This is a genomic window from Embleya sp. NBC_00888 (assembly GCF_045207655.1).
In the GTDB taxonomy this organism is placed as follows: Bacteria; Actinomycetota; Actinomycetes; order Streptomycetales; family Streptomycetaceae; genus Embleya.
Map to the genome: position 1 here is coordinate 2,130,751 of NZ_CP108785.1, position 24,304 is coordinate 2,155,054.

Genomic DNA, 24,304 nt, shown 5'->3' on the forward strand with positions numbered 1-24,304 from the left:
CACCGGCACCGCGGCCGGGAACCGATCACCGGTTCCCGGCCGTCGCGGTGGCCTGCCCGGCCCTATCGCGTGTCGTGGTCCAGGCCCGCGGTCGCGAGCAGGTAGGCGGTCATCGGCTCGTAGTCCCGGGCGTCCACGACGTGGTCGTCGAGCGGCACGGTGACCGTGACGGTGCCCTCGGCCTCGCCGAGGAACAGCGCCGGGTCGTTGCAGTCGGCGAACGCGACCGTGGGGATGCCGTATTGCCCGGCGCGGCCGGCCCAGCCGTGGTCGGCGACGACCAGGTCCGGCCAGGGTCGCCCGGCCGCCGCGAGCGCGTCCAGGATCGCGCTCATCGGTTGCGGTGCGTGGGTGTGCCACAGCGTGGCCCCGCGTTCGAGCACCGCCACACCGCCGAACTGCCGCACGCTGCCGCTGGTGTCGTCGTCACCCTCGGTGGTGTGCAGTCCGCGGGGGATGTCGAGGATCTCGGCGCCGGCCGCCCGCAACGCGCGACCGATGGCCCGATGTACGTCCAACAGGCCGCCGGGATGTCCGGTGGCGATCAGTACGCGCAGCCGGCGCGCGGCGGCGTCGCGCAGGACGGCGGCCATGCGATCGAGCCCGTCCAGGGTCAGTCGCGCGTCGATGGTGTCCTGACCGGTGCGGTGCTCGGGGTCCGCCCGCACGCCCACCCGCTCGACCATCACGTCGAGCACGTCGTCCTCGGTCTTCCAGCGGTCGCCCAGGTCCAGGCCCAGCCAGAACCGCCGGTTGCCCTTCACCAGTTCCGCGTAGTGCCGGAGATTGACCTCTCGGGGTGTGGCCACCCGGCCCGCGATGCGGGTCGTCTCCAGGTGCCGAATCAGCTCGTCGCGGGACGGAGGGGTGTTCGGCGTCGTCATGCCGCCATTGTGCCCGCCCGACAACCGGGCGGTGGCGGGCGGGGTCCCACCCACCACCGGTGTCCCGGGTGACCGGGGTGATTCAGCACCTGGAGGTTCGGAACCGGGACAACTCGCCGCGGGAGCCGATGCCGAGCTTGGGATAGGCCTTGTAGAGGTGGTATTCGACCGTGCGCGGGCTCAGGAACAGGCGGCTTGCGATGTCCCGGTTGCTCACGCCCTCGGCGGCGAGTCGAACGATGTGCAGCTCCTGCGGCGTCAGCCGGGCGAGTACGTCCGCGTCGCCGGTGTCGGCCGGGGCCGCGTCGCCGGTGGCGCGCAGCTCGCTCCGGGCCCGTTCGGCCCACGGGCTCGCCGCCGACCGCTCGAATCCGGCCAGCGCGGAGCGCAGCGGGGCGCGCGCGTCCACGCGCCGCCGGGCCCGGCGCAGCCATTCACCGTGCAGCAGTTCCGTGCGCGCCCGCTCGAACGGCCGCCCGCCCCGCTCGTGTTCGCGGATCGCCGCGACGTAGAGCGCGTCGGCGGCGTCCGGTTCGGCAAGCAGCGCACCGCAGCGCAGCGCGACCGCCATCGCCCACGGGGTCCCGCTCGCCCGGGCCCAGCGCTCGAAGCGCGCCGCCGCCTCCCGGGCCCGCTCCGGGGTGCCGGCCCGGACGGCGGCCTCGACCAGATCGGCGTTCGCGGCCACGGCGGCGGCGGTGTGGCGGGCCGGCCCGCGCGTGCACTCGGTCAGCCGACGCACCGCCGATTCGTGGCGCCCCAGGGTGAGATCGAGCAGTGCGAGCACGCAGTCCGCGGCGGCCGTCGTCTCGGCGACCCCGCCGAACGCGGGCGCCCCGGCGAGGTCGGCGTCGGCCGCGAGCGCCGCGCGGCACCCGTCCTCGTCGCCGCGTTCGGCGGCGATCCGGGCGGTGATCAGGTGAAGTCGCGCCACCCGGTACACCTGACCGGTGTCACGCGCGAAGGTGAGCGCCTCGGCGATGGTGGCCGCCGCGTCGTGCGGCAGGCCGGCCATCGCCTGGGCGTGCGCCTGGACCTGGAGCGCGCCGGGCAGCGCGCCGACCTGTCCGCGTACCCGGGTGCGTGCCGCGTCGGTGGTGGACAGGTCCAGAGCCGCGTCGTCGTCGCCGAGCAGAACCGCGAGGTTGCCGGCGAGGATCCGGGTGAGCAGCAGGCCGGGCGGGTTCACCCGCACACCGGTGACGAAGGACCGCAGGATCGGCAGGGCGCGCTCGGGATCGTCGTCGACCAGGTACGCGAGCGCGGTGATCGCGGCGGCCGGCGACGCGTGCTCCGCCGACGCATGCTCCACCGACGCGGCGGCAGCCGACTCCGACTCGGCCGCGAGGGCGGCCAGTTCGCGCAGTTCGACCTCCTCCGCCGCGGACCACGCAATGCCGGCGGCCATGATCAGCAGCCTCAGCGCGAGTTCCGGGTGGGTGGGCGCGATCGGCCGGGCGTGCTCGATGAGCAGTCGGGCCGCCCCGCGCGGGGTGCCGCGTTCGCTCGCCGCGGTCGCCCGCACCATGGCCGATCCGGCTCGCGGCAACGGGTCCTCGGTCCCGGCCAGGGCCCGATCGGCCAACTCCGCCGCGTGCTCGGTACGCCCCGCGACCACGGCCATCTGGGCCGCCAGGACGCTGCGCCGAGCCCGGTCGGCGGGCTCCGGACTGAGCCGGGCGGCCCGTTCGTGGATCGGCGCGGCGGCCCCGGTCGCGCCACGCTCGTGCGCGTCCACGCCCGCCCGCTCCAACGCGGCCGCGACGCTCTCGTCGGGCCCGGCCGCGGCCTCGGCCAGGTGCCACAGTCGGCGCTCGCCGTCGGTGGCCGCGGCCAGCGCCCGGTGTACCGCCAGCCGGCCGGCCACTCCGGCCCGCTGGTAGGCGGTCGAGCGCACCAGCGGGTGTCGGAAGGCGATCGTCGCGCCGGTGCCGCGCAACAGGCCGGCCGCCACGCACGCGTCGAGGTCCTCGGCGCCGGCGCCCAGCGCCCGCGCGGCCCGGAGCACCGTGCCCAGGTCACCGGTGCCCTCGGCGGCGGCGACGGTCAACACCACGCGGGCGGGCTCGGGCAGCCGGGCGATCCGGTCCCCGAAGGCGGCCGACACCCGGTCGGTGACGGGCAGGGCGGTGGGCGGGTCGACCCGGCCGGTGCGCACGTCGGCGTCGAGTCCGGCGGCGAACTCGAGCAGGGCCAACGGGTTTCCGGCGGACTCGGCGATGATCCGCTCGCGCACCGCCGGGGTCAGATCCGGGACCCGCTCGGCCAACAGCGCCCCGGCCGGGTCGTGCTCCAACGCGGACAGCGTGAGTTCGGGCAGCGCACGGGCCGGAAAGCCCTCCGGGGCGTCCCGTGCGGTGAAGAGCATCCCGACCCCCTCGGCGTCCAGCCGCCGGGCGATGAACAGCAGCACCTCGGCGGAGGCGACGTCCAACCAGTGCGCGTCGTCGATCAGGCACAACAGTGGCCGCTCGCGGGACAGGTCGGAGAGCAGGCCGAGCACGGCCGAGCCGACCAGATACCGGTCCGGACCCGCCTGGGCCAGACCCAACGCGCCGCGCAGCGCCGCCACCTGGACGTCGGGCAGCGTGTCCAGGCGGTGCAGCACCGGCCGCAGCAGGCCGTGCAGCGCGGCGAACGGCAGGCCGGCCTCGGCCACGACTCCCGCGGCGCGCAGCACCCGCAGACCGTCGGCGTCGCGCGCGGCCCCGTCCAGCAGCGTCGACTTGCCGATGCCGGCCGGCCCGCGCAGCACCAGCACCGCGCTGCGGCCCAGGCGGGCCCGTGCGATCACCGCCGCGATCTCGGCCCGCTCGACCTCTCGCCCCCACAATCGCGCCCGCGACGCGTCGGTGCTCCCGGAGCGGGGTGTGCTGGTCATCGGCGGAACTCTCCGGGGCTGGTTCGGGTCGCCCACGCACCGGCTCCCGCCGCGGGTGGGGCGGCCGGGACCGGCCCGGGCACGGGTTCACCGTAGGCGGTCGACGCCACCCGCTCGCGCGCCACCACCCGGCCGCCATCGAGCGCCCCCGCCCTACCGGCGCCCGACCGTCATCGAGCGCCCTCGCACTCCCACCATCCGGCCGTCATCGATCGCCCTCGCGGTCCCGCCACCCGGCGCCGACCGAGCACCGCTCCGGGTCCGGCGCCGGTCCCGTACACGCGTGCGAAATCCCGCCACAAGCCGGCCGATTCGGCACGTTCTCCTTTCGTTGTCCAACGAGGAGACTATTGGCGCGGTACGACGACCCACCCGCCCCATCCGCACCGGGGGGCACAGGTGGGCGCGGCGGCCCCGAACAACCGAAAGTCGCTCGGTTCGTGTAATGATCTGCCCGCCTTTTTGCAGGAAGGATCGATATGAGCCCCGTGAAGGTAGAGATCCGCGACGCCGGACCGCTCGACGTCGAGGTGGAAGAGGAAGCGGTCGAGTTCGAGGACGAGTCGAACCCGGACCGGCGGATCGAGGCCTGTCTGCCCGAGCCCTGGCCCACCGCGACGACGCGCGTCGGATGTGACTGGAAGGTCTGACCCGGACCCGACCGACCCGGTGCGCACGGCCCGATCGGCACCCATCGGCCCGATCGGGCTCGCGCCGGTGCACCCACGCGCGGCACCACCTGCCGGCGGCGGATCCAGGAACGACAGGAACGGCACGAACGGCAGGAATCGCGGGACCGGCAGGAACCGGCGGGAGGGGTGGGCATTGGTGCGGTCGATCCCCCACGGATCCGCGCAGGATCTGCGCACGCGACTCGAGGCGCTCGTGGCCGGCCACGCCCGACGGTGTAGCGCGGACGACGTCTGGCTGCACCTGTTCGACCCGCGCATGCCCGTGCTCGACCACGGATGGAAACTGCACGTCTCGGCCCGGCCCGAGGACTTCCCCGAGACCCTGGACCTGGTGGTCCCGGTGCTGCTGCGCTATCGCTGCCTGGCCAAGTTCGCGGTGAGCACCGCCGTGTTGGAGGAATTGAACTCCGGGGTGCGCGATCCGGCCGTGGTCGGCAAGGCGGCCACCGTGTATCCGCGCGAACAGGACGTACCGGCCCTGGGCCGGGAACTGGCCGACGTGTTGGTCGGCCGCGCCGGCCCGCGCGTGCTCGGCGACCGCCGGGTCCGGCCGGACGCGCCGGTGTACTACCGCTACGGCCCCTTCCGGGCCACCGGATCCGGCGCCGCCGAGTTGGTGATGACCGGACCCGACGGGCAGCGCTTCCCCGGCCGGGCGAGCATTCGATATCGCCGACCCCCGTGGGCGGCGGACCCGTTCGGTGCCGCCGAACCCGCCCCGGGGCGGGCCGCACGGCTGGTCGGCGGCCGATACCGACTCACCTCGGGCATCGCCCGCTCCCCGCACGGGAACGTCTACCGCGCCCTGGACACCACAACCGGCGAACGGGTGGTGGTCAAGCAGGCCAGGGCCTACGCGGGCGAGGACGGCGACGGCGTGGACGCCCGGGGCCGGCTGCGCCACGAGCGCGCCGTGCTGGCCGCGCTGGCCGATCTCGACGGGGTGCCCCGGGTCGTCGACCACGTGCGCCACGGCGAGGACGAATACCTGGTCACCACCGACTGCGGCCCCGCGGACCTGCGCCGCGACGTCCTGACGCACGGCCCCTATCCGGGCGACGCGCGGCCCGGGCGCCGGGTGTCCGGGCTGGCTCGCGGGTTGTTGACCGTACTCGACGCGATGCACGCCCGAGGCGTGGTGATGTGCGATCTGAAACCGGGCAACGTGGTCCTCGACACGGACGGCACCTGCCGGCTGGTCGACTTCGGCATCAGCGCGCTGCACGCGCACCGCCCGGCCGGCGGCACGCCGGGCTACACCCTCGCGGTGGACCCCGCCGACGGTCCGGCCGACCCGGCGGACGACCTGTACGCGCTGGGCGCGACGCTGCACTACGCGCTGACCGGGATGGATCCGGTGATCGTCGACCCCGACCGCGCGGTGGACCGCGACCGTACGCTGGCCTGCCTGGCCGCCGCGCTTCCCGGCGCCGCCCATCGACCGGTCCGGGCCCTGGTCGCCGGACTGCTCAGCCTCGATCGCGAGGAGCGGCTGGCCTGCGCCCGGCGCCTGCGGACCGGCCTGCCGGAGCCGCCGCACGGCCGCCGTCTGCCGACGCCGCCTCGCGTCGACGCCGACCTGCTGGACGACGTGATCGCGCACACCGTGGCCGGCTGTGTATCCGCCGCCTGCGCGCTGCCCGCCGCATCGGGCGCGCGCCCGGGATCGACGCTGACTGTCTACGCGGGCGCGGCCGGAGTGGGCCTGGAACTGCTGCACCACCTCGACCACCCGGGCGTCGCGGAGGCGGTCGCCGAGCTGGCCCGCCGCACCGCGACACACCCCGAACTCGACGCGCTCTCCGGCGCGTTGTACACCGGCCGCACCGGGGTCGAGCTGTTCCTGCGCGCCGCCGCCGCGCAACCGGGCGGCGGTCTTCCCCTGCCGGCCTTCCCGCCCGACCCCCTGCCGTACGACGACACCGGCGACCAGATCGGCGGGGCGGCGGGCACCGGTACGGGCCACCTGCTGCTGGCGCGCCAGGCACACGCGGCGGGACGGATCGAGCAGGCCGCCCGACACCTGGCCGCCGCGGATTCCTGCGCCAAGGCCCTCCTGGACCGACCACGCGACGCGCGGACCGGGACCGACGACCTGCCGCCGGCCTCGTCACGGGCGGCCTACGCGCACGGCTACGCGCACGGCGAGGCCGGCATCGTGCACTTCCTCCGCGCCTGCCACGACACCCGCTCCCGCGAAGGCGCGAACCCGGCCCCGGACCCGGTGGTCGGACTCGCCGCACGCGAGGGCCTGGATCGACTCGCCGCGCACACACCCGAGTTGCTCGCGGAGGCGGCCCGCCCGGGCGCCGCCCGGCACTTCGCGTCCTGGTGTCGGGGAATGGCCGGGATCGGCACCGTCCTGATCGCCGCGGGCGCCCGCGAACAGGAGTCGGAGCTGCTCGAACTCGGCCTGCGCTGCGCCCGGTTGTGCCATTCGCTCGCACCCCGGATGAGCCTGGTATCGCAATGTTGCGGTCTTTCCGGGGTCGGCGAACTGCTCGTGGACGCCGCGCTCGTCACCGGCGACGACGAGCACTGGCGGGCCGCCGAGGATGTGGTGTCGCTGATCCTGGCGCGCAGCGGCGGCACGACGCGGCGCCCGTTGTTCCCCGACAACACGCTCGCCGGCACCGACCCCGGCTGGGCCGGCGGCGGCACGGGCGTGTTGTCGCTGCTGCGCCGGCTGCGCGACCGGGGCGGGGAGCGCCTGTACGCGCCGCCACCGAGGGCGGCCTGCGGGTCCTGACGACCGGCGACGGGTCTCGGCTCCAGGGCGTGTCTTCAATCCCCCGTCGGGCTCCGCGGCGTGAGCGCGGCGAGGAGCCCGAAGGGCGGATGCCGCGCATCGGCGTGCCGGAGAAGCGCTCGCATAGTGGTTCTATTCGGGTGGTTCTCCGGGGCGGCGAGCGCAGCGAGGAGCCCGAAGGGCGGATGCGGTGCCGGGCGTCGTGGAACTCGGCGGGGGATTGAAGACACGCCCTAGGCGCCCGGGACCCAGTAGCCGTGAACCTCGGTGACCTGGGGCGGAGCCGGGCTCGGCGGGAAGCCCAGCTCCACGGCCACCGGCATCAGCCGAGTGTTGAACGCGTCCATCGCCGCCCGCGACTCCCACAGGTCGATGATCCGTACGCCGTCGTCCGTCGGGATCGCCACGTGGGCCAGACATCCCTCCGCCGGGATCTCGCCGGACCGCACGCGCGCGGAGAGTTGCTCGTACTGCTCCTTCTCGACCCCCGGCAGATCGATCTGCATGAGAATGGCCATCACGGTCCTCCAGTCGTGCCGACGCCTTCGGTGGGAGGGCATCACTTCCCATCCTTGCCGCTCACGCACGACCCGCAACCGGGGCGGGCGCCGGCACCAGCGGCGTTCCGGCCGCGCTCGGCACGACCGGTGACGCGCGCGGCGTCAACCTGGCGCTGAGTTACCTGGTCCTGGGCTGGAACTCCGCGCGCCCCCTGTACCACCGCCCCGACGAGGCCTTCCAAGCCGACCAAGTCGCCCGGGTGTCGCGCCTGTTCGACGGCCGGCACACCGAACCGCAGATCCTGGCCGAGCTGCCCGACCGGCTCGAGGCGCTGTTCCGCCCGGAGTTCCTGGCCGGCCGCGGCGCGCCGGCCGGCCGCTTCCTCGCCGCCATGCGGGAGAACGACACGACCTGCGCATGGGCTCCGCGCGTACCCGTCGCCCTGTTCGGCGCCCGAGGCGACCGGGAGGTGCCCTTCGCCGACTCCCGCGCCTGCGCCGCCGAACTCACCGAACGCGGCGCCGACCCGACCCTGATCGACCTCGGTGACCTCCCCCACTACCCCTCCGGAATCCAGGCGGCTCCGCACATCCTGCGCTGGTTCGCCGACCGGCCCTGACCGCCGGGCCGGTCCCGTACGGCGGCGCGTCCACCCGCCCGCCGGATCGGGATCGGCCCTGCGGATTGCCTCCACGACCCCGACGGCACGTGGTGTACGCCTGCGGAACAGGGCATACAAGGGGAATCCGCCCGAGCGCGGGACCGAGGAGGAAGGAGCCGAATGCCGTCGGAAGTCGATCTCGCCGCAGCGCTGTCCAGGGTCAAGGAGAGCGAGACCTCGCTGGTCGCGCAGGTGCTGCGGACCACCGTGGCGGCGGTGACGTCCTACGTCGCCGCGCTGTTCCTGGCCGGCACCGATCCGCAGCCGATCCTGGCCCCGCTCACCGCGCTCCTGGTCGTCCAGGTCACCTCGTACGCGACGTTCACCACCGGCGTGCAGCGGGTCGCCAGCGTGGTCTCGGGCGTGCTCATCGCGGTGCTCTTCAGCGAGGCGGTGGGGCTGAACTGGTGGAGTCTGACCCTGCTGCTGTTGGCCTCGCTCGGTCTGGGACACCTGATCCGGCTGGGCGACTCGATCAACGAGGTGGCGATCAGCGCGATGATCGTGCTCGGCGTCAGCCAGGTCGCGGACACCGCGTGGGACCGGGTCGCGGAGACCCTGATCGGGGCCGCCGTCGGCATGGTGTTCTCGCTCGTCCTGGCCCCGCCCGTGCACGTGCGGCCCGCGAACGAGGCGGTGATGTCCGCCTTCGACGCGCTGACCCGGCTCCTGGACACCATGGCCCGGGAGATCGACGACGACGTCAGTCACGACCGGGCGCACGGCTGGCTGGAGGAGGCGCGCCGGATCGACCGGGACATCGTGCGGGTGGACGCGACGTTGACCACGGCCGAGGAGGGCACCCGGTTCAACCCGCGTGGCCGACGCGCCACGGTGCGCGTGCTCGCGCTGCGCAGCGGCCTGGACACCGCCGAGATCAGCGCGGTGGCGCTGCGCATGGTGTGCCGGTCGCTGAGTGGGTTGTACGCGCGGGGCGAGCACGGCGAGCCGGCGTACACCGAGATCCCGTTGGCCACCGCACAGTCGCTGCGCAGCCTGTTCCACTCGCTGGCCGCGCTGTTCGCGGCGTACGGCCATCTGCTGGTGCTGCACGGCCAGGACCGCCCGGTGGACTCCGCGCACGCCGAGGTCACGTTGCGCGAACGGCTGGCCGAGGCCGAGGAGGACCGGTTGCGTACCGAGGCGATCCTGCTCGCCGACTCGATCGCCAACCCGGACCGCTGGGAGCTGTACGGGACGCTGCTGACCGCGGTGGACAAGCTGGTCGACGAGACCCGGCCGGCGGGCACTCCGGGCGACCTGGCGCAGCGGATCGAGGAGCGTCGCCGGCGCCTGGCCCAGGAGCGCCGGCTCCGGGCCGCGGTGGCCAGACCCGGTCCGGTGTTGCGGGAGAGCATCCGGTGGGTGGTGACGCCGACCGATCGACTGCTGCGGGTCCCGCGCCGGCTGCACCGACACACACTGCGCCGGCGCGGGTGACGGGTCGCCGCCCCGGCGCCGGGCACTCCCGCGACTCGGGCTCGCCGCGACCCCGGATCCGCCCCGGGACCGGCCCCGGGTGGCCGGTGCGCAAGCCGCGCACCGGCCACCCCTGGATCCGAAATGAGCCCACCCCCGTGCACGAGCTCATGTCGAAACGGCCGCTTGCCGGGTGTTCGGGGCAACCCCCGACAAGCGGCCATGGGTGAAGCCAAGCAGCCGAGGTCCGCCACGACATCCCGTCCCGGGTGGAAGAGTCGATCGAACCGGCGTGGTAGTCCGCCGCGGTCGGGTCAACCCTCGGAGTAGCCCGCCGACGCCGTGACCGCGCCGGTCGGCACGTACCCTGATGAGCCCCGACGCCAAGGACCGGACATCGTGCGAGACAACCCCGAAGCACCACCGATGGAGATCGTCGCGGCGGCCGGCGAGCCCTTCGGGATCGCCCTGGCCGGCGCTCGCGGTCTTCGTCTGCGCGGTCTGGCGGACCGGGAGAGCGACGGCGTCGACTTCGCCCTGGCCGCGCGCGACGCCGGGAGGCTCTCCGCCGCCCGCGGCGCGATCGTCGCGGCGCTGACCGACGCGGGCTTCCGGGTCGGCGTCGACGGCAGGGCCGGCACCAAAACCTTCGTCCGGATGACCGCGCGGCCGACCGGGGGCGGGAAGGGCACACCGCTGACCCTGCACGTCGCGCCCCGCACGCACGAGCCCACCGTCGTGGACGGTGTCCCGGTGCTGCACCCCGACGACCTGGTCGCGGCCAAGGTGGTCATCCTGGGCCTGCGCTCCGAGGTGCGGGACGCCTTCGACGTCTTCGCGCTCGCCGACCGCTACGACACCGGCCGGCTGCTGGAACTGGCACTGGCGCACGATCCCGAGCTGCGCGCCGAGGACTTCCTGACCGCGTTCAAGCACGTCACCGAGCGCGAGGACGCCGAATTCGGCCCGCCCGCCGCGCGCGCCGCCGCCGTCCGCGCCTGGTTCCAGGACTGGTTCACCGAACTCTCCACCCGGCACAGCCGCCCGATCGCCGCCGCACTCGACCCCAAGGTGCTGGCCGCACTGGCCGCACTGGCCGAGCCGGACGAGCACGCTCCCGACGTCGGACCGGCGTGACTCGCGCCGCCCGCCCCGCCGCACGGTCGCTCAGCCGCGTCGGCCGCCGGGTGTGACCAGCCCGGTCTCGTACGCCAGCACCACCGCCTGCGCCCGGCTGGACAGGTTCAACTTGGCCAGCGCGCGGTTGAAGTGGGTCTTGACCGTGGACTCGGTGACCACCAGGGTGCCGGCGATCTCGTTGTTGGCCATCCCGGTCCCGACCAGGCGCAGCACCTCCAACTCCCGCCCGGTGAGCGTCTCCAGGTCCGGCGGCACGTCGCCGGTCGGCGCGCTCGCGAACGCGACGTAGGTCTCGATCAGCCGCCGGGTGACGCTGGGCGCGAACAGCATGTCGCCCGCCATCACCGCGTCGATCGCCGCCAGCAGCCGCTGAGGGCCGATCTCCTTGAGCAGGAAACCGGACGCCCCGGCGCGCAGCGCGGCGTAGACGTACTCGTCCAGGTCGAACGTGGTCAGCACCACGATTCGGGGCGGTGTGCCCTCGGCGGCGGCCAGAATGCGCTCGGTGGCCTCCACGCCGCTCACCTCGGGCATCCGGATGTCCATCAGGATCAGCTCGGGGCGCAGCTTCGCGGCCAGGTCGATCGCCTCGGCCCCGTCGGACGCCTCGCCGACCACGTCGATCCCCGGGGCCGCGCGTAATAACGCGGCCAGGCCCGCCCTGATCAGGATCTGATCGTCGACCACCAACACCTTGGTCACCCCGTCGGTCCCTTCGTCACGTCGGTACGAGGCGGCCTAGGCATCCCCGCTCTCGGCCGACGTGGTGGGCTCGGCCGGGATCGGCAGGACGAGACCGACCTCGAATCCCCCGGTGGGCCGCCGTCCCGCAACGAGCGTCCCGCCGTAGAGCTTGGCGCGCTCGGACATGCCGATCAACCCGTGCGCCGCCACCCCACCGATTGTGCCCGGATCGAACCCCTGCGGGGCGGTACTCGCGGTCCCGTCTCCCCCGTCGTCGGTCACGGTTATCCGCAAGTGGTGTGGACCAAAGTCCACCACCAGGTCGACCCGGGCGGTACGGGCGTGTTTGAGGACATTGGTCAGAGCCTCTTGGACGATCCGGTACGCGCACAACTCGATGCCCGGGGACAGCGGGCGCGCGACGCCCAGCGTCGTGGACCGCACGTCGACCCCCGCGGCCCGGATCCGGCGCACCACCTCGCCGAGTCGGGCCAGCCCCGGCGCCGGATCCAGCCGATCGTCGGCGGTCCGCCCGCGCGCGGCGTCCGGCGGTGCCTCGTCGACGTCGGACGTGTCCCCCTCGTCCGCGCGCAGCAGCATCAACATCCGGCGCATCTCGTCCAGGGTCTCGCGCGTGGTCTCGCCTATGGTGCGCAACGCCGCCTCGGCGGTGGGCGGATCCGAGGTCAGCACGTACTCGGCGAGGCCGGCCTGCACGGAGATCACCGACACGTGGTGGGCGACCACGTCGTGCAGTTCGCGCGCGATCCGCACCCGCTCGTCGGTCACCGCCCGCCGGGCCCGGGCCTCCTGCTCACGGGCCAGCCGCGCGGTCAACATCGCGTACTGCGCGTTGCGTTCGCTCAGCCGCCGGGCCGCGACGCCGAACCAGCAGATGCCCGGCGGGATGACCAGGATCTGGGCGAGGACGGTGGTCATCGAACCGCCGTCCGCGGCCAGTCCGGCGTACAGCCAGGTGGCGCCCACCGCCACCACGCAGCCGACCATGGTCCGGATCGATCGGTGCGCGGCGACGGTGTAGATCCCCATCAGCGTGCCGAGCGAGTTCACCACCGGCCAGTAGCCCAGCGCGATGTAGACCACCTGGAGAGCGAGCATGACCAGCAGGACCGGGACCGGGGCACGGCGGCGCAGGATCAGCGGCAGGTTGATCACCACGATCAGCGCGAAACCGAGCGTGTCGGTCTCGCGCCAGTCCCCGGTGGGATCCTCGTGGGCCAACAGCAGACTGACCACGATGTAGGACAGCGCGAGGATCGCGTCCACCACCGTCGTGGGGAGGGTGATGGACAGCCTGCTCCGCACCGTTCGGGCCCGCATCGGCGCAGCGTAGCCCGTGATCGACGGGCCGTCGTCAAACCGACGGTCCACACCCGTCTACCACGCTGGTTGTAGACCGCCACGGCGAGCGCCGCGCGGGTGGGCAGCCGGCCGCGGGCGGAGGCGGTGGTGCGAGACTGGTTCGTGTGCCCGCCGATGCCGACCCCGACTTTTGCGGCGGACCGGACCCTCGCGACGGGCGGTGTCGTCGACGTCCGCACCCGGCGCTGATCGCGGCGGGCCGCGTGCCGGGCGGTCACGGATACGCAGCGATCGGCCGGCGGTTTGGCAAATGTTGCCGTCGAGGGCTCGGCCGGTACAGCGTGTACTGAACACGATCACCGGTGCCGCGACGGGTGCATGTCGCCGGTCGGCCCCGGGTCGAGGCGAGCCGGACAGTACGGGTGTCGAGGGGTGTGTGCCGTGTCGCAGGCGTGGTGGGACGACGAGGGCGTCGACGCGGGCGGCCCGGGTGGGCCCGAGGACGTGGTCGCCCGGCTCGACGGCGTGGACTACCTGGCCGGCGACGGCATCGGCACCGCCGCCTACCTCGCACTGCGGATGGGTCGGCCGCTGCTGGTGGAGGGCGAGCCCGGGGTGGGCAAGACCGCGCTCGCCCAGGCGTTGTCGGCCGCGTTTCGCGTGCCGCTGTTCCGGCTCCAGTGCTACGAGGGCCTGGACGCCTCGCAGGCGCTCTACGACTGGGACTTCCCGCGCCAGATGTTGCACCTGCGGGCGGCCGGCGCGGCGGGCGAGACCGATGCCGCGGCGCTGGAGGCGGGGCTGTACGACCGGCGCTACCTGATCGCCCGGCCGGTGTTGCAGGCGATCGAGGCGGCGCCGGCGGTGCTGCTCGTGGACGAGGTGGATCGGGCCGACGACGAGTTCGACGCGTTCCTGCTCGAGGTGCTCTCCGACTTCGCGGTGACCGTGCCCGAGCTGGGCCGGATCGCCGCGAAGGTGCCGCCGCTGGTGGTGCTGACCTCCAACCGCACCCGCGAGCTGCACGACGCGCTCAAGCGGCGCTGCCTCTACCACTGGCTCGACCACCCCGACCACGCGCAGGAGGTGGCGATCGTGCGCCGCCGACTGCCGGAGGTGAGCTCCAAGCTGGCCGAGGACGTGGTCCGTGCCGTCGGGCGGCTGCGCACGGCCGACCTGGTCAAGCCGCCCGGCGTGTCCGAGACCCTGGACTGGGCCGGCGCGCTGCTCGTGCTCGGCGTGCGCGAGCTCGACCCCGACAGTGCCGCACGCACGCTCGGCGCGGTGCTCAAGCACCGGGAGGACCTGGAAGGCGTACGGGCGGCCGGGCTGGTTCGGCTGCTCGCGGCGGGCGGCTGAGATGGCCGGGCGCGGTCCGCTGGACGCCGCCACGGTGCGCGCCGCCGTCGCGGCGCCGACCCGGCGCGACGGGGTGGAGACGCTGGTCGCCTTCGCGCGCACCGTCCGGGCCGCCGGTGTGCCCGCCGACCCGGGGCGCGTGCAGGCGTTCCTGACCGCCGCGGCCGAGCTGGGCGCCGACGCGCGGCCGGCCACCTACTGGGCGGGGCGGCTCACGCTGTGCTCCGCGCCCGAGGAACTGGCCCGCTACGACGCCGCGTTCACCGCCTACTTCGACTGCGAACAGCCGCCACCCGGGCGCCGCCGACCCGATGTCGACGTCGAGCGCGCGGTGGGCCTGCCGGGCCCCGACGAGGTGCCGCCCCGCCGGGAGGAGTCGGACGACGAACCCCGGATCGCCGCCGCCGACCGCACCGAGATCCTGCGCCGGCGCGACATCGCCGCGCTGGATCCGGCCGCGCGTGCCGAGCTGCGCCGACTGCTCGCGCTGCTGCGCCCGGCCGCGCCGACCCGGCGCACCCGGCGCCGGCGGCCGGCCCGGCACGGGCGGATCGACCGCACCCGCACGGTGCGCGCCGCGCTGCGGACCGGCGAGTTCGACCGGCTGCGCTACACCGACCGGGTCGTCCGGCCGCGCCGACTGGTGCTGCTGCTGGACGTCAGCGGCTCGATGGCGCCGTACGCGGACGCGCTGCTGCGCTTCGGCCACGCCGCGGTCCGGCGCCGCCGCGGCGCCGAGGTGTTCACCATCGGTACCCGGCTGACCCGGATCAGCCGCGAGTTGGCCCACACCGACCCGAACCGGGCGCTGGCCGCGGCGTCCGCCGCCGTGCCCGACTTCAGCGGCGGCACCCGGCTCGGCGATCAACTCCACGCCTTCCTGGAGGGCTGGGGCCGGCGCGGCGTGGCCCGGGGCGCCGTGCTGGTGATCGCCTCGGACGGCTGGGAGCGCGGTGATCCGGACCGGCTCGCGGTGGGCATGGCCCGGCTGCACCGGCTCGCGCATCGGGTGATCTGGGTCAATCCGCACCGTGCCCGGGAGGGGTATCAACCCCTGGCGGCGGGTATGGCCGCGGCTCTTCCGTACGTTGACGACTTTGTCGCCGGGCACAGCCTGGCGGCCCTGGAGGAACTGTGTGCACTGCTGGTGGACGAGCGAGGGACCGGGTGAACGGCCATGCGTGAACTGCTCGACCACCTGGAGGCGTGGTACCGGGACGGGCGCACCTTCGCGCTCGCGACCGTGGTGTCCACGCTGCGCAGTGCCCCGCGCGACGCGGGTGCGGTGATGGCGGTGTCCGCCGACGGCGTGGCGCTGGGCAGCGTCTCGGGCGGGTGCGTCGAGGGCGACGTGTACGAACTGGCGCGGGAGGTCATCGCCGAGGGCCGGCCGCGTACCGCCGCCTACGGGATCAGCGACGACGACGCGCTGATGGTGGGCCTGACCTGCGGCGGCACCCTGGAGGTGTACGTCGAGCCGGTCGACCCGGCGCGCTATCCGGAGTTTCCCGAGCTGATCGCCGCGCTGCGCGAGGGCCGGCCGATCGCGGTCGCCACCGTGGTCGCGGCCCCGGACGCGGATCGGCTCGGCACCCGGGTGGTGGTCGGCGCGGACGAGGACGGGAGCGGTCCGTTCGTGCCCGCGCTGCGCGCGTTGCTCGCGGACGATCGCACCACGCTGGCCCGGCCGGACGGCGACGCGCTGGTTCCGGTCGAGGCGCTCGGCGTGCGACAGGACGAGATCGTCTTCGTGCGCTCGTACCTGCCGCGACCGCGCCTGTTGGTGTTCGGCTCGAACGACTACGCGGTGGCGGTGGCCCGCGCGGGCGCGTTCGCCGGGTTCCGGGTGACGGTGTGCGACGCGCGCCCGGTGTTCGCGACCGCGGAGCGTTTTCCCGACGTCGACGAGTTGGTGGTGGACTGGCCCGACCGCTACCTCGCGGACACCCGGGTGGACGCGCGCACGGCGGTGTGCGTGCTCACCCACGATCCCAAGTTCGACGTGCCGGTCCTGGTCCGGGCGTTGCGCATGCCGGTCGCCTACGTCGGCGCGATGGGCAGTCGCCGGGCGCACGAGGACCGGTTGTCGCGGCTGCGCGAGGCGGGCGTGACCGAGGCCGAGTTGGCGCTGCTGCACTCCCCGATCGGCCTGGACCTGGGTGCGCGCACTCCGCAGGAGACCGCGATCGCGGTGCTCGCCGAGATCGTCCGGGCCCGCCACGGCGGCTCCGCCCGCCCGCTGTCGCTGACCGACGGCCGCATCCACCGCTGAGCACCGCGCAGCCGCCGCACACCGAGCCGCACACGTGCCGCACGTGCCGCACCTGCCGCACCGCAAGGAGCCCGCCGCGCGATTCGCGCGGCGGGCTCCTTGCGGTGCGGCAGGTGTCGAAGGTCAGCCGATCGGCGGTATCGCCTCCGCCAGTGCCTGGACCGCCGCGACGAAGCAGTCCGCCGGCGGGGTGACCAGGCCCGCGCCGACCTGACCGGTGCCCGCGACCTTGCCCGCGATGCCGGTGTTGATCTGCGGCAGGATGCCGGTGCGCACCACCTTGGTCACGTCGATCCCGGTCGGCGTGCCGCGGAAGTCCAGCACCGGGATCTGGTAGGCCGGGTTCTCCGCGAGGGTGATCTCGTACATCCGCCGGGTCGCGGCCAGCGCGTCGTCCACCTCGCCGCCGATGAACCGCACGATCGCCGGTGCCGCCGCCATCGCGAAGCCGCCGATGCCGGCGGTCTCGGTGATCGCCGAGTCGCCGATGTCCGGGTTGGCGTCGTCCGGGCCGTACGCGCCCAGGTACAGACCGTCCGGGACCTCGGCGGGACCGGTGTACCAGCGGTCGCCGGTGCCGGAGACCTGGATGCCGAAGTCGGTGCCGTTGCGCGCCATCGCCACCACGAGCGAGGAGCCGGGCACGTCGCGGCCCGCGTCCATCGCCAGCTTGCAGGCGGGCATGTCCAGGTTCAGGAAGAAGTGGTCGTTGCCGCCGACGAAGCGGGCCGCCTCGGCGATGTCCGAGGTCGGCGCGCCGCTGTCGATCATGTTCGGCAGCAGTTCGCGCAGCAACATCAGGGTGCCGGCGCGGTTGCGGTTGTGGCCCTCGTCGCCCATCTGCAACATCTGCGCGATGATCGCCCGGATGTCGATCGCCTCGCCCGCGCGCACCGCGGTGCGCAGCAGCGGACCGAGCACCGCGGACATCCAGCGCAGCCGCTCGATCACCTCGGGCCCGTACGCGCCGTAGCGCAGCACCTTGCCCAGGCCCTCGTTCAGCGAGCACCACGCGCGGGTGCCGTGCGTGGTGTCCTCGAGTTCGAACATCCACATCGACGGGCTGACCACACCCGCCATCGGCCCCACCGCGTGGTGGTGATGGCAGGAGTCCAGTTCGGCGTGACCCTCGGCGAGGAACTTCTCCGCCGCCTCCGGGGTGTCGGCCAGGCCCTCGAACAGCACCGCGCCGATCAGCGCGCCGCGCATCGGCCCGGACGCCCGCGCCCAGTCGATCGGCGGTCCGGCGTGCCGGAACTGGCCGGCCTTCAGACCCAGCGCCTCGCTCGCGGGCTTGACGTCCACCAGGTGCGGTGTGGATGCCAGCACCCGCTCGATCGCGACCGTGTTGGCCGCCTCGCGGCGCGCGTCGGCGAGCACCGCGGCCAGCGCGTCGGCGGTGCCGGGCAGCGGCGGGCGCCAGTCGACGGCGGTCACCGGTACGGCCTGCGCGGCCAGCGCGTCGGCGAGCAGATCGGCGCCGACCGTCACCACGGACGGGTCCCGGGTCAGCAGCGTGCCGCCTCGGGGGTTGGGAGCACTCACGCGTCGAGCCCTTCTACGATCGCCACGGCGCGCCGGGCGGCCTCGGCATTGGACAGGTGGACCTCGGCGCCGGCGGCGGTCAGGGCGCGGGCCTGGGCGTCCAGGTCCTGCGGGTCCAGGTCGGTGCCGCACAGCGAGATCAGCACGGCGGGCGCGTCCGGTCCGGCGGCGCGCAGCACCTCGGCCAGATCGGCGGCCGGGTCCGGGTGCGCGCCGTGTCCCAGGACGACGTCCAGGAGCAGTACCGCGGTGGCCGGGTCGGCCAGTTCCTCGGCGAGCCGCTCCAGGCGCAGGCTCGGGTCGATCATCGGGTGCGGACGGCCCGCGGTCAGGCCGTCGTCGCCGAAGTCGATCATCAGGTGCCCGGCCGTGCGCAGGTCGGCGGGCAGCGCCCAGTCGGCCCGCAACGGGATGTTGGAGGCGATCGGGCCGAGCCGGTCGGCGGCGATGATCATCGCCTCGTCGCACAGCGTGCCGCCGCAGAAGAGCCCGCGCAGCGCGCCGGTACGGGTGGGCACGGTCCGCTCGGGGCGCCAGGTCCGGTCCTGGACACCGGCGTGTCCGATGGCGGCCAGCGCCTTGGTCGCGGCGGCGGTGAGGTCCTCGCGGCCCTGCCCGAGGAAGGCCAACTGCACCGGTGTGGACAGCGTCGAGGCGTAGCGCTCGACCTCGGCCGCGACCGAGTCGGCGGGCGGCTTGGAGACCACCACGATCAGTTCGGTGGCCGGGTCGGCGTCCAGCATCGCCAGCGCCTGGAGCGTCGAGCGGGCGCCGACCGCCTCGCTCAGGTCGCGTCCGCCCACGCCCAGGCAGTGGCTGACGCCGCTGCCGGCCGCGTGCAGCAGGCACATCAGTTCCTGCGATCCGGTGCCGGAGGCGGCCACGATGCCGATCGGTCCCGGGCGCACGGAGTTGGCGAAGCCGAGGCCGACGCCGCCGACCAGCGCGGTGCCGCAGTCCGGGCCCATCACCAGGAGGCCGCGTTCGCGGCCCACGTCCTTGAGTCGGATCTCCTGCTCGACGGGCACGTTGTCGCTGAAGATCAGCACGTCCAGGCCCGCTTCGAGGGCGTCCATCGCCTCGGCGAAGGCGTGCGGTCCGGGTACCGAGACCAGCGCGAGGCTCGCGTCGGGCGTGGCACCGGCGGCGGTACGGATCGTGCGCGGCGGGACGCCGGCGGCGGAGCCGATCCCGGTGCCGCCGCCGGTGGACAGGACCAGTGCCTGTTCGAGCACCTCGAGGGCGCGCCGCAGCGCGTCGTCGTCGTCGGCCCGGATCGCCACGATCAGGTCGTTGGGTCCGGCGCCGTCCGGGGTCTCGAAGCCCATGCCCGCCAACAGGCCGACGTTGAGTTCCGTCGCCATGGCGACGAGCGCCTTGGTGACCCCGTCCACCGCGGATACCGATCGGCTCACCTGCATCAGGCTGACCGAGTCTCGGTATGTTCCGCGGCGCAGCTCAAGCGCGCTGCTCACGGGCGCTCCTTCCTTCGGGGTACGGGAGTTCGGTGGGACCGCCGCAGCCGCGAGGGGCTCCGGCGATCGCTGGTACCAGATCTGCGTCGGCCGCCTCGGCCCCGGCCAGGACGCCGTGGGCGAGGTCCGCGCCGGAGGTGTGACCCACCGTCAGCAGGCGGCGCAGGCAAGGGATGACGTCGGTGTCCCGGCCCACCGCACCGATCAGGTCGATCAGTTGCGCGCAGCCGTCGCCGCGGACGGCGTGGCCGAGCAGCGCGGCGGACAGGTCGGTGGTGCGGCCCGGGGCGTGTGCCGTGACGCGCGCGCCGAGGGCGCTCGCGTGCCGGCCGCCGGCCGGGTCGGGGGCGAGCAGGCGCAGCGCGAGCAGGAAGCCGCACAGCGCGTCGTCGCCGCTGGGGGTCAGACCCGGGCCCAGGCCGATCAGCCGCAGCGCGGCGGCGTACGCCCGATCGGGGTCGGTCGCGACGTGTCGGCCCAGGTCGGCCAGGTGGGCGCGCGCGTCGGCGGACAGGCCGGTGCGTACCGGCTCCAGTGCGGTGCGCAGCGCGGCGCACCCGGCCCGGCGGGTGTCGGCGTCGCCCGGCGCGGGCGGGCGCGGCGGGGTCCACCAGCGGGCCGCCGGCACCCGCAGCGGGCCGATGCACACCCGGCCGTCGCCGATATGGGCGTGCCGGTGGCCGGCGAGTGCGGGGAAGGGGGACGCGGTGCTGCGGCCGGCGAGCACGAGGGCGTTGGGCAGTCGGACCGCGTCGTGCGTGCACAGGGCCAGGACCGTGCCGTCCGGGTCGGCGAGGTAGATCGCGGCCGGGAAGACGCCGAGCACCCGCGCGGGCCGGGTCGGCGCGCACAGTGCCGCGCGGATCCGCTCGGAGGCCGAGCCCGGCATCGTCACCGTCGCCGGATCGCCACTGTCTCCCGGGTCTACCACGGTGGTGCCTCCCGGGAACGGTGCGGAATCGAGGTGGTGTGGAGCGGATGCGAAGTGGTACGGGGATCAACGTGCTGTCCGTGCCGAGTGCTGTCCGTGCCGAGTGCTGTCGTGCCGAGCGATGCCGGGTCGAGTGGCGCCGGGTCCACCGGTGCCGGGCTCAACGACGCCCCTGGTCGAAACGGTGCGAAGTCGATGATCGACACGGTGTGGTCGAGGCCTCCGGGGCGGAGGGGCTCCGGTGTGACCTGTCATCCGGTGCCACTCAAATCGGACCGGCTCAATGTCTGTTGTGAACGTAATCCAATGGCTATGGTCCTCGAATGGAGCAAGTTGCCAACCTTGGCGCAGATAATTCGCGTAATTTGCCAAGCCCTGGCGGGGTGCGAACCGCGAGTACCGGCACGCTCGTCCGCGGCGTCGCGGTGCGCGACGTGCTGAGCCTGTCCAGCCTGTCCGGCGCCCGGCTGATGGCCGGGGAGCGCGGCCTGGACCGCGTGGTGCAGCGGCTCAACGTGATGGAGGTCCCGGACATCCTGCCCTGGACCAAACCGCACGAACTCCTGCTGACCACCGGCTACCCGCTGCGCGAGACCCCACAGTCCCTGTGCGACCTGGTGACCGAGTTGGAGTCGCGCCGGCTCGCCGCCGTGGGCATCAAGCTGGGCCGCTACCTGGACGAGTTGCCCGCCGACATGCTGGAGGCCGCCGACCGGGTGGGCCTGCCGATCATCCGGCTGCCCGACGACGTCGCCTTCGACGACATTCTCAACCAGGTGCTCACCGACATCCTCAACCGGCAGGCCGCGGTGCTGGCCCGCTCCGAGGAGGCGCACCGCGCGCTGGTCAGCGTGGTGCTCGCGGGCGGCGGCCTGGAGGCGATCACCGACGAGCTCAGCCGACTGCTGGGCGGCACCGTCATGGTCACCACACCCGACGGCCGGCTGCTCGCGTCGTCGGCCTCCGAACAGGTCGCGGCCACATCGAGCGGACGCGGCGTGTTCGACGCCACCGGCCGCTTCCGGGTGGAGCGCTTCAAGCACGGCGCACGGGCCCTGGAGGACCCGACCACCGGGGTGGCCCTGGTACCGATCCTGGCCGGCGCTCTCGACCACGGCCGGGTCGTCCTGATCTCCGCCGGGCGCACGCTCGACGAGAGCGACATCCAAGTATTGGAACGGGCCGCCGCCACCGCGGCGCTGGTGATCACCAAGGAACTCGCGGTCGCCGCCGTGGAGAGCAAGTACCAGGGCGACTTCATGCGCGACCTGCTGGCCGGCCGGGCCGGCGACCCGGCGCACACCGTGCGGCACTGCGCGTCGCTGGGCTGGGCGATCGACCGCCCGCTGACCGTGGTGGTCGCGCAGTTGGAACCCGGCGAGGGCCTCGACCCGGAGTCGGACGACCTGCGGCCCGCACACGAACGCTTCGCCACCGCGTGGGGCATCGTGGTGCGCGAACGCGATCCGCGCGCGGCCGTGGTCGGCTACAGCCAGGAGGTCGTGGTGGTGATGGGCGCCTCGGAGCGCACCCCGCCCGGCGAGTTGGTCCGGCACATGGTCGCCCAGGTCTCCGGCGACGGCGGCGGCGGGCGCCGCTCGTTCTCCACCGGGGTCAGCCGCGTGGTCACCGACCCCGCGCTGCTGCCCGAGGCCTACGAACAGGCGCGCCGCGCGGCCAAGGTCGGTCGGCAGATGCACGGCCCGGGCGGCATCGCCGACTTCGACAGCCTGGGCGTGTACCGCCTGCTCAGCCTGGTCCCCGACTCGGCCGAACTGACCAGCTTCATGCGGGAGACCCTCGGCGAACTCGCGAGCCGCGAGGACGAGGAGACCACCGACCTGCGCACCACCCTGGAGGTGCTGCTCGACACCAACCTGAACGTGGCCGAGACGGCCCGGATCCTGCACTTCCACTACAACACGCTGCGCTACCGGATCGGCAAACTCGAACGGTTGCTCGGCGCGTTCACCACGGATTCGCACCTACGGCTCAACATCATGCTGGCGCTCCAGGTGCGCCGCATGCGCGGGCTGTAGCGTAGCGCGCACGTACGGAGAGACCCTTGGTCGTTCATCCATACGCCGAGACGAGTCGGCAACAAACCTTGGGTGAATTCCACAACACCACCAGGCCGGATCTGTCAGCTATCACCCAAGCCGCAGTGTCCGACCCATCCATAACCTTCCCCCAACCTCGTGGCGAGAACGGCGAACATCACCGGATCGCGCTCACCGTGCCGGGTCGTGCGACAACGAATCGCCCTCGCACCCCCCTACGCCTGGAAGGCGGCTGAACATGGCACTCGGCTTGGGATGGAAGCTCTACGGGGACGGCAGCACCCCACCTCCGGGTGAGGTCGTACGCCCCGACGAACGACTCTCGTGGGGTCGGACCATCGGTCTGGGCGCACAGCACATCGTCGCGATGTTCGGCGCGACATTCGTATTCCCGGTAGTCATGGGTCTGGACCCGAACCTGGCGATCATGATGTCGGGTGTGGCCACGGTGGTCTTCCTGCTCATCGTGCAGGGCAAGATCCCCAGCTACCTCGGTACCAGCGCCGCGTTCGTCGGCGCGGTCGCCACCATCCGCGCCTCCGGCGGCTCCAGCGCGACGGTGACCGGATCGATCCTGGTCGCCGGCGTGGTACTCGCGCTCGCCGGCGTGCTGATCCACCTGCTCGGCGCCGAACTCGTCAACAAGGCGCTGCCGCCGGTGGTCACCGGCGCCGTGGTGATGTTGATCGGCTTCAACCTGGCGCCCGTGGTGGCCGAGGTGTACTGGCCGCAGGACCAGTGGATCGCCATCCTGACGATGACCGCGGTGATCGCGATGACCGTGCTGCTGCGCGGCTTCTGGTCCCGGATCGCGATCTTCCTCGGCCTGGTCTTCGGCTACGCGATGTCGTGGTTGTTCGACAAGGGCTTCGGACAGATCACCTCGGTCCAGCCCGGTCAAAACGACGGCAAGGCATTCGCCCACGACCGGGTCGACTTCTCCGGCGTCACCTCCGCCGACTGGTTCGGGCTGCCCACCACGCACGCCCCGGACTTCAAGACCTCGGCGATCCTGGTCGCGCTGCCCGCCGTGATCGCGCTGATCGCGGAGAACGCCGGCCACGTCAAGGCGGTCTCCGAGATGACCGGCGCCGACCTGGACGGCAGCCTGGGCAAGGCGATCACCGCGGACGGCCTGGGCACCGTGATGGCCAGCGCGGTGGGCGGCTCGCCCACCACCACGTACGCCGAGAACATCGGCGTCATGGCGGCCACCCGGGTCTACTCCACCGCCGCCTACTACGTCGCCGCAGTCGTCGCCGTGCTGTTCGGCCTGTGTCCCAAGTTCGGCGCGCTGATCGCGGCCACCCCCGGCGGCGTGTTGGGCGGGATCACCGTCGTGCTCTACGGCATGATCGGCCTGCTCGGCGCGAAGATCTGGATCGAGAACAAGGTCGACTTCGCCAACCCGATCAACCTCGTCCCGATCGCGGCCGGCATCGTGATCGGCATCGGCGGCGTCGCGATCAAGATCAACGACGACTTCGTCATCGAGGGCATCGCGCTGGGCACCATCGTCACCCTGGTGGCCTACCACACCCTGCATGCCCTGGCTCCCGCACACATGCGCGACCCCAAGGCCCCCGCCGACGTCGAACTCGAGGGCGGCACCGCGTTGTCCCTGGGCACGGTGGAGGAACACCAGCCCTCGGAGCAGCCATTGGCCGGCTCCACCGCCGCCGCTCCGCCGCCGAAGACGCCGTCGAGCTGACGCCGACACACCAGGCG

Annotated in this window: 18 protein-coding genes; 10 read left to right on the forward strand and 8 right to left on the reverse strand. The window is 73.6% G+C overall.

Annotated features, from left to right (window positions below; translation table 11 throughout):
* Positions 1-62 precede the first annotated feature (62 nt).
* Together OG948_RS43670 and OG948_RS43675 are read right to left on the reverse strand one after the other, a co-directional pair.
* The gene (locus OG948_RS43670; RefSeq protein WP_331770544.1) at positions 63-884 is read right to left on the reverse strand and encodes a phosphatase; all 822 of its coding nucleotides are present in this window, start codon (positions 882-884) and stop codon (positions 63-65) included.
* Positions 885-966: 82 nt separating this feature from the next.
* Positions 967-3,765 (reverse strand): AAA family ATPase, encoded by a 2,799-nt coding sequence (locus tag OG948_RS43675; RefSeq protein WP_331770545.1) that lies wholly within the window; start codon positions 3,763-3,765, stop codon positions 967-969.
* 479 nt (positions 3,766-4,244) lie between these two features.
* Between OG948_RS43675 and OG948_RS43680 the strand changes: the two genes are divergently transcribed.
* Together OG948_RS43680 and lanL are read left to right on the forward strand one after the other, a co-directional pair.
* Positions 4,245-4,415, forward strand: a complete 171-nt coding sequence (locus OG948_RS43680; RefSeq protein WP_331770546.1) for an SflA family class IV lanthipeptide — start codon at positions 4,245-4,247, stop codon at positions 4,413-4,415.
* Between the two features lie 178 nt (positions 4,416-4,593).
* Positions 4,594-7,206 carry a class IV lanthionine synthetase LanL gene (gene lanL, locus OG948_RS43685; RefSeq protein WP_331770547.1) on the forward strand — a complete coding sequence of 871 codons (2,613 nt, stop codon included), beginning with the start codon at positions 4,594-4,596 and terminating at the stop codon, positions 7,204-7,206.
* 233 nt (positions 7,207-7,439) lie between these two features.
* Here the strand turns inward: lanL and OG948_RS43690 are convergent, their stop codons facing one another.
* Positions 7,440-7,724 (reverse strand): hypothetical protein, encoded by a 285-nt coding sequence (locus OG948_RS43690; RefSeq protein WP_406300600.1) that lies wholly within the window; start codon positions 7,722-7,724, stop codon positions 7,440-7,442.
* A 242-nt stretch (positions 7,725-7,966) separates the two neighbouring features.
* Between OG948_RS43690 and OG948_RS43695 the strand changes: the two genes are divergently transcribed.
* The 3 genes from OG948_RS43695 to OG948_RS43705 all read left to right on the forward strand — a co-directional run bounded on the left by OG948_RS43695 (position 7,967) and on the right by OG948_RS43705 (position 10,924).
* Positions 7,967-8,326 (forward strand): hypothetical protein, encoded by a 360-nt coding sequence (locus tag OG948_RS43695; RefSeq protein ID WP_331770549.1) that lies wholly within the window; start codon positions 7,967-7,969, stop codon positions 8,324-8,326.
* Positions 8,327-8,488: 162 nt separating this feature from the next.
* Positions 8,489-9,808, forward strand: coding sequence for an aromatic acid exporter family protein (locus OG948_RS43700; RefSeq protein ID WP_331770550.1), 1,320 nt, complete (start codon positions 8,489-8,491; stop codon positions 9,806-9,808).
* Positions 9,809-10,186: 378 nt separating this feature from the next.
* Positions 10,187-10,924, forward strand: a complete 738-nt coding sequence (locus OG948_RS43705) for a nucleotidyl transferase AbiEii/AbiGii toxin family protein (RefSeq protein ID WP_331770551.1) — start codon at positions 10,187-10,189, stop codon at positions 10,922-10,924.
* Positions 10,925-10,954: 30 nt separating this feature from the next.
* On the opposite strand, the gene OG948_RS43710 is transcribed toward OG948_RS43705, so the two are convergent.
* Together OG948_RS43710 and OG948_RS43715 are read right to left on the reverse strand one after the other, a co-directional pair.
* Complete coding sequence (locus tag OG948_RS43710; RefSeq protein WP_331770552.1) at positions 10,955-11,629, reverse strand: response regulator transcription factor; 675 nt, start codon at positions 11,627-11,629, stop codon at positions 10,955-10,957.
* Between the two features lie 36 nt (positions 11,630-11,665).
* On the reverse strand, positions 11,666-12,952 hold the full coding sequence (locus OG948_RS43715; RefSeq protein WP_331770553.1) for a sensor histidine kinase: 1,287 nt from the start codon (positions 12,950-12,952) through the stop codon (positions 11,666-11,668).
* Positions 12,953-13,375: 423 nt separating this feature from the next.
* Here OG948_RS43715 and OG948_RS43720 point away from each other — a divergent pair, with 423 nt between their 5' ends.
* The 3 genes from OG948_RS43720 to OG948_RS43730 are packed head-to-tail and all read left to right on the forward strand — an operon-like array spanning position 13,376 to position 16,565.
* On the forward strand, positions 13,376-14,293 hold the full coding sequence (locus OG948_RS43720) for a MoxR family ATPase (RefSeq protein WP_331770554.1): 918 nt from the start codon (positions 13,376-13,378) through the stop codon (positions 14,291-14,293).
* 1 nt (position 14,294) lies between these two features.
* Positions 14,295-15,464: a VWA domain-containing protein gene (locus OG948_RS43725; RefSeq protein ID WP_331770555.1), complete on the forward strand. Its 1,170-nt coding sequence runs from the start codon at positions 14,295-14,297 to the stop codon at positions 15,462-15,464.
* 6 nt (positions 15,465-15,470) lie between these two features.
* Complete coding sequence (locus tag OG948_RS43730; RefSeq protein ID WP_331770556.1) at positions 15,471-16,565, forward strand: XdhC family protein; 1,095 nt, start codon at positions 15,471-15,473, stop codon at positions 16,563-16,565.
* Positions 16,566-16,688: 123 nt separating this feature from the next.
* Here the strand turns inward: OG948_RS43730 and OG948_RS43735 are convergent, their stop codons facing one another.
* The 3 genes from OG948_RS43735 to OG948_RS43745 are packed head-to-tail and all read right to left on the reverse strand — an operon-like array spanning position 16,689 to position 20,516.
* Complete coding sequence (locus tag OG948_RS43735; protein ID WP_331770557.1) at positions 16,689-18,110, reverse strand: DUF1116 domain-containing protein; 1,422 nt, start codon at positions 18,108-18,110, stop codon at positions 16,689-16,691.
* Positions 18,107-19,585: an FdrA family protein gene (locus OG948_RS43740; RefSeq protein ID WP_331770558.1), complete on the reverse strand. Its 1,479-nt coding sequence runs from the start codon at positions 19,583-19,585 to the stop codon at positions 18,107-18,109. The genes OG948_RS43735 and OG948_RS43740 overlap by 4 nt, the downstream gene beginning before the upstream one ends.
* A complete protein-coding gene (locus OG948_RS43745; protein ID WP_331770559.1) occupies positions 19,569-20,516 on the reverse strand; it encodes a DUF2877 domain-containing protein in 948 nt (315 codons plus the stop codon). Before OG948_RS43745 ends, OG948_RS43740 begins: the two co-directional genes overlap by 17 nt.
* Positions 20,517-20,899: 383 nt before the next feature.
* On the opposite strand from OG948_RS43745, the gene OG948_RS43750 reads away from it, so the two are divergent.
* Positions 20,900-22,555, forward strand: a complete 1,656-nt coding sequence (locus tag OG948_RS43750; RefSeq protein ID WP_331770560.1) for a PucR family transcriptional regulator ligand-binding domain-containing protein — start codon at positions 20,900-20,902, stop codon at positions 22,553-22,555.
* Positions 22,556-22,814: 259 nt separating this feature from the next.
* The gene (locus OG948_RS43755; RefSeq protein WP_331770561.1) at positions 22,815-24,287 is read left to right on the forward strand and encodes a solute carrier family 23 protein; all 1,473 of its coding nucleotides are present in this window, start codon (positions 22,815-22,817) and stop codon (positions 24,285-24,287) included.
* Positions 24,288-24,304: the final 17 nt, after the last annotated feature.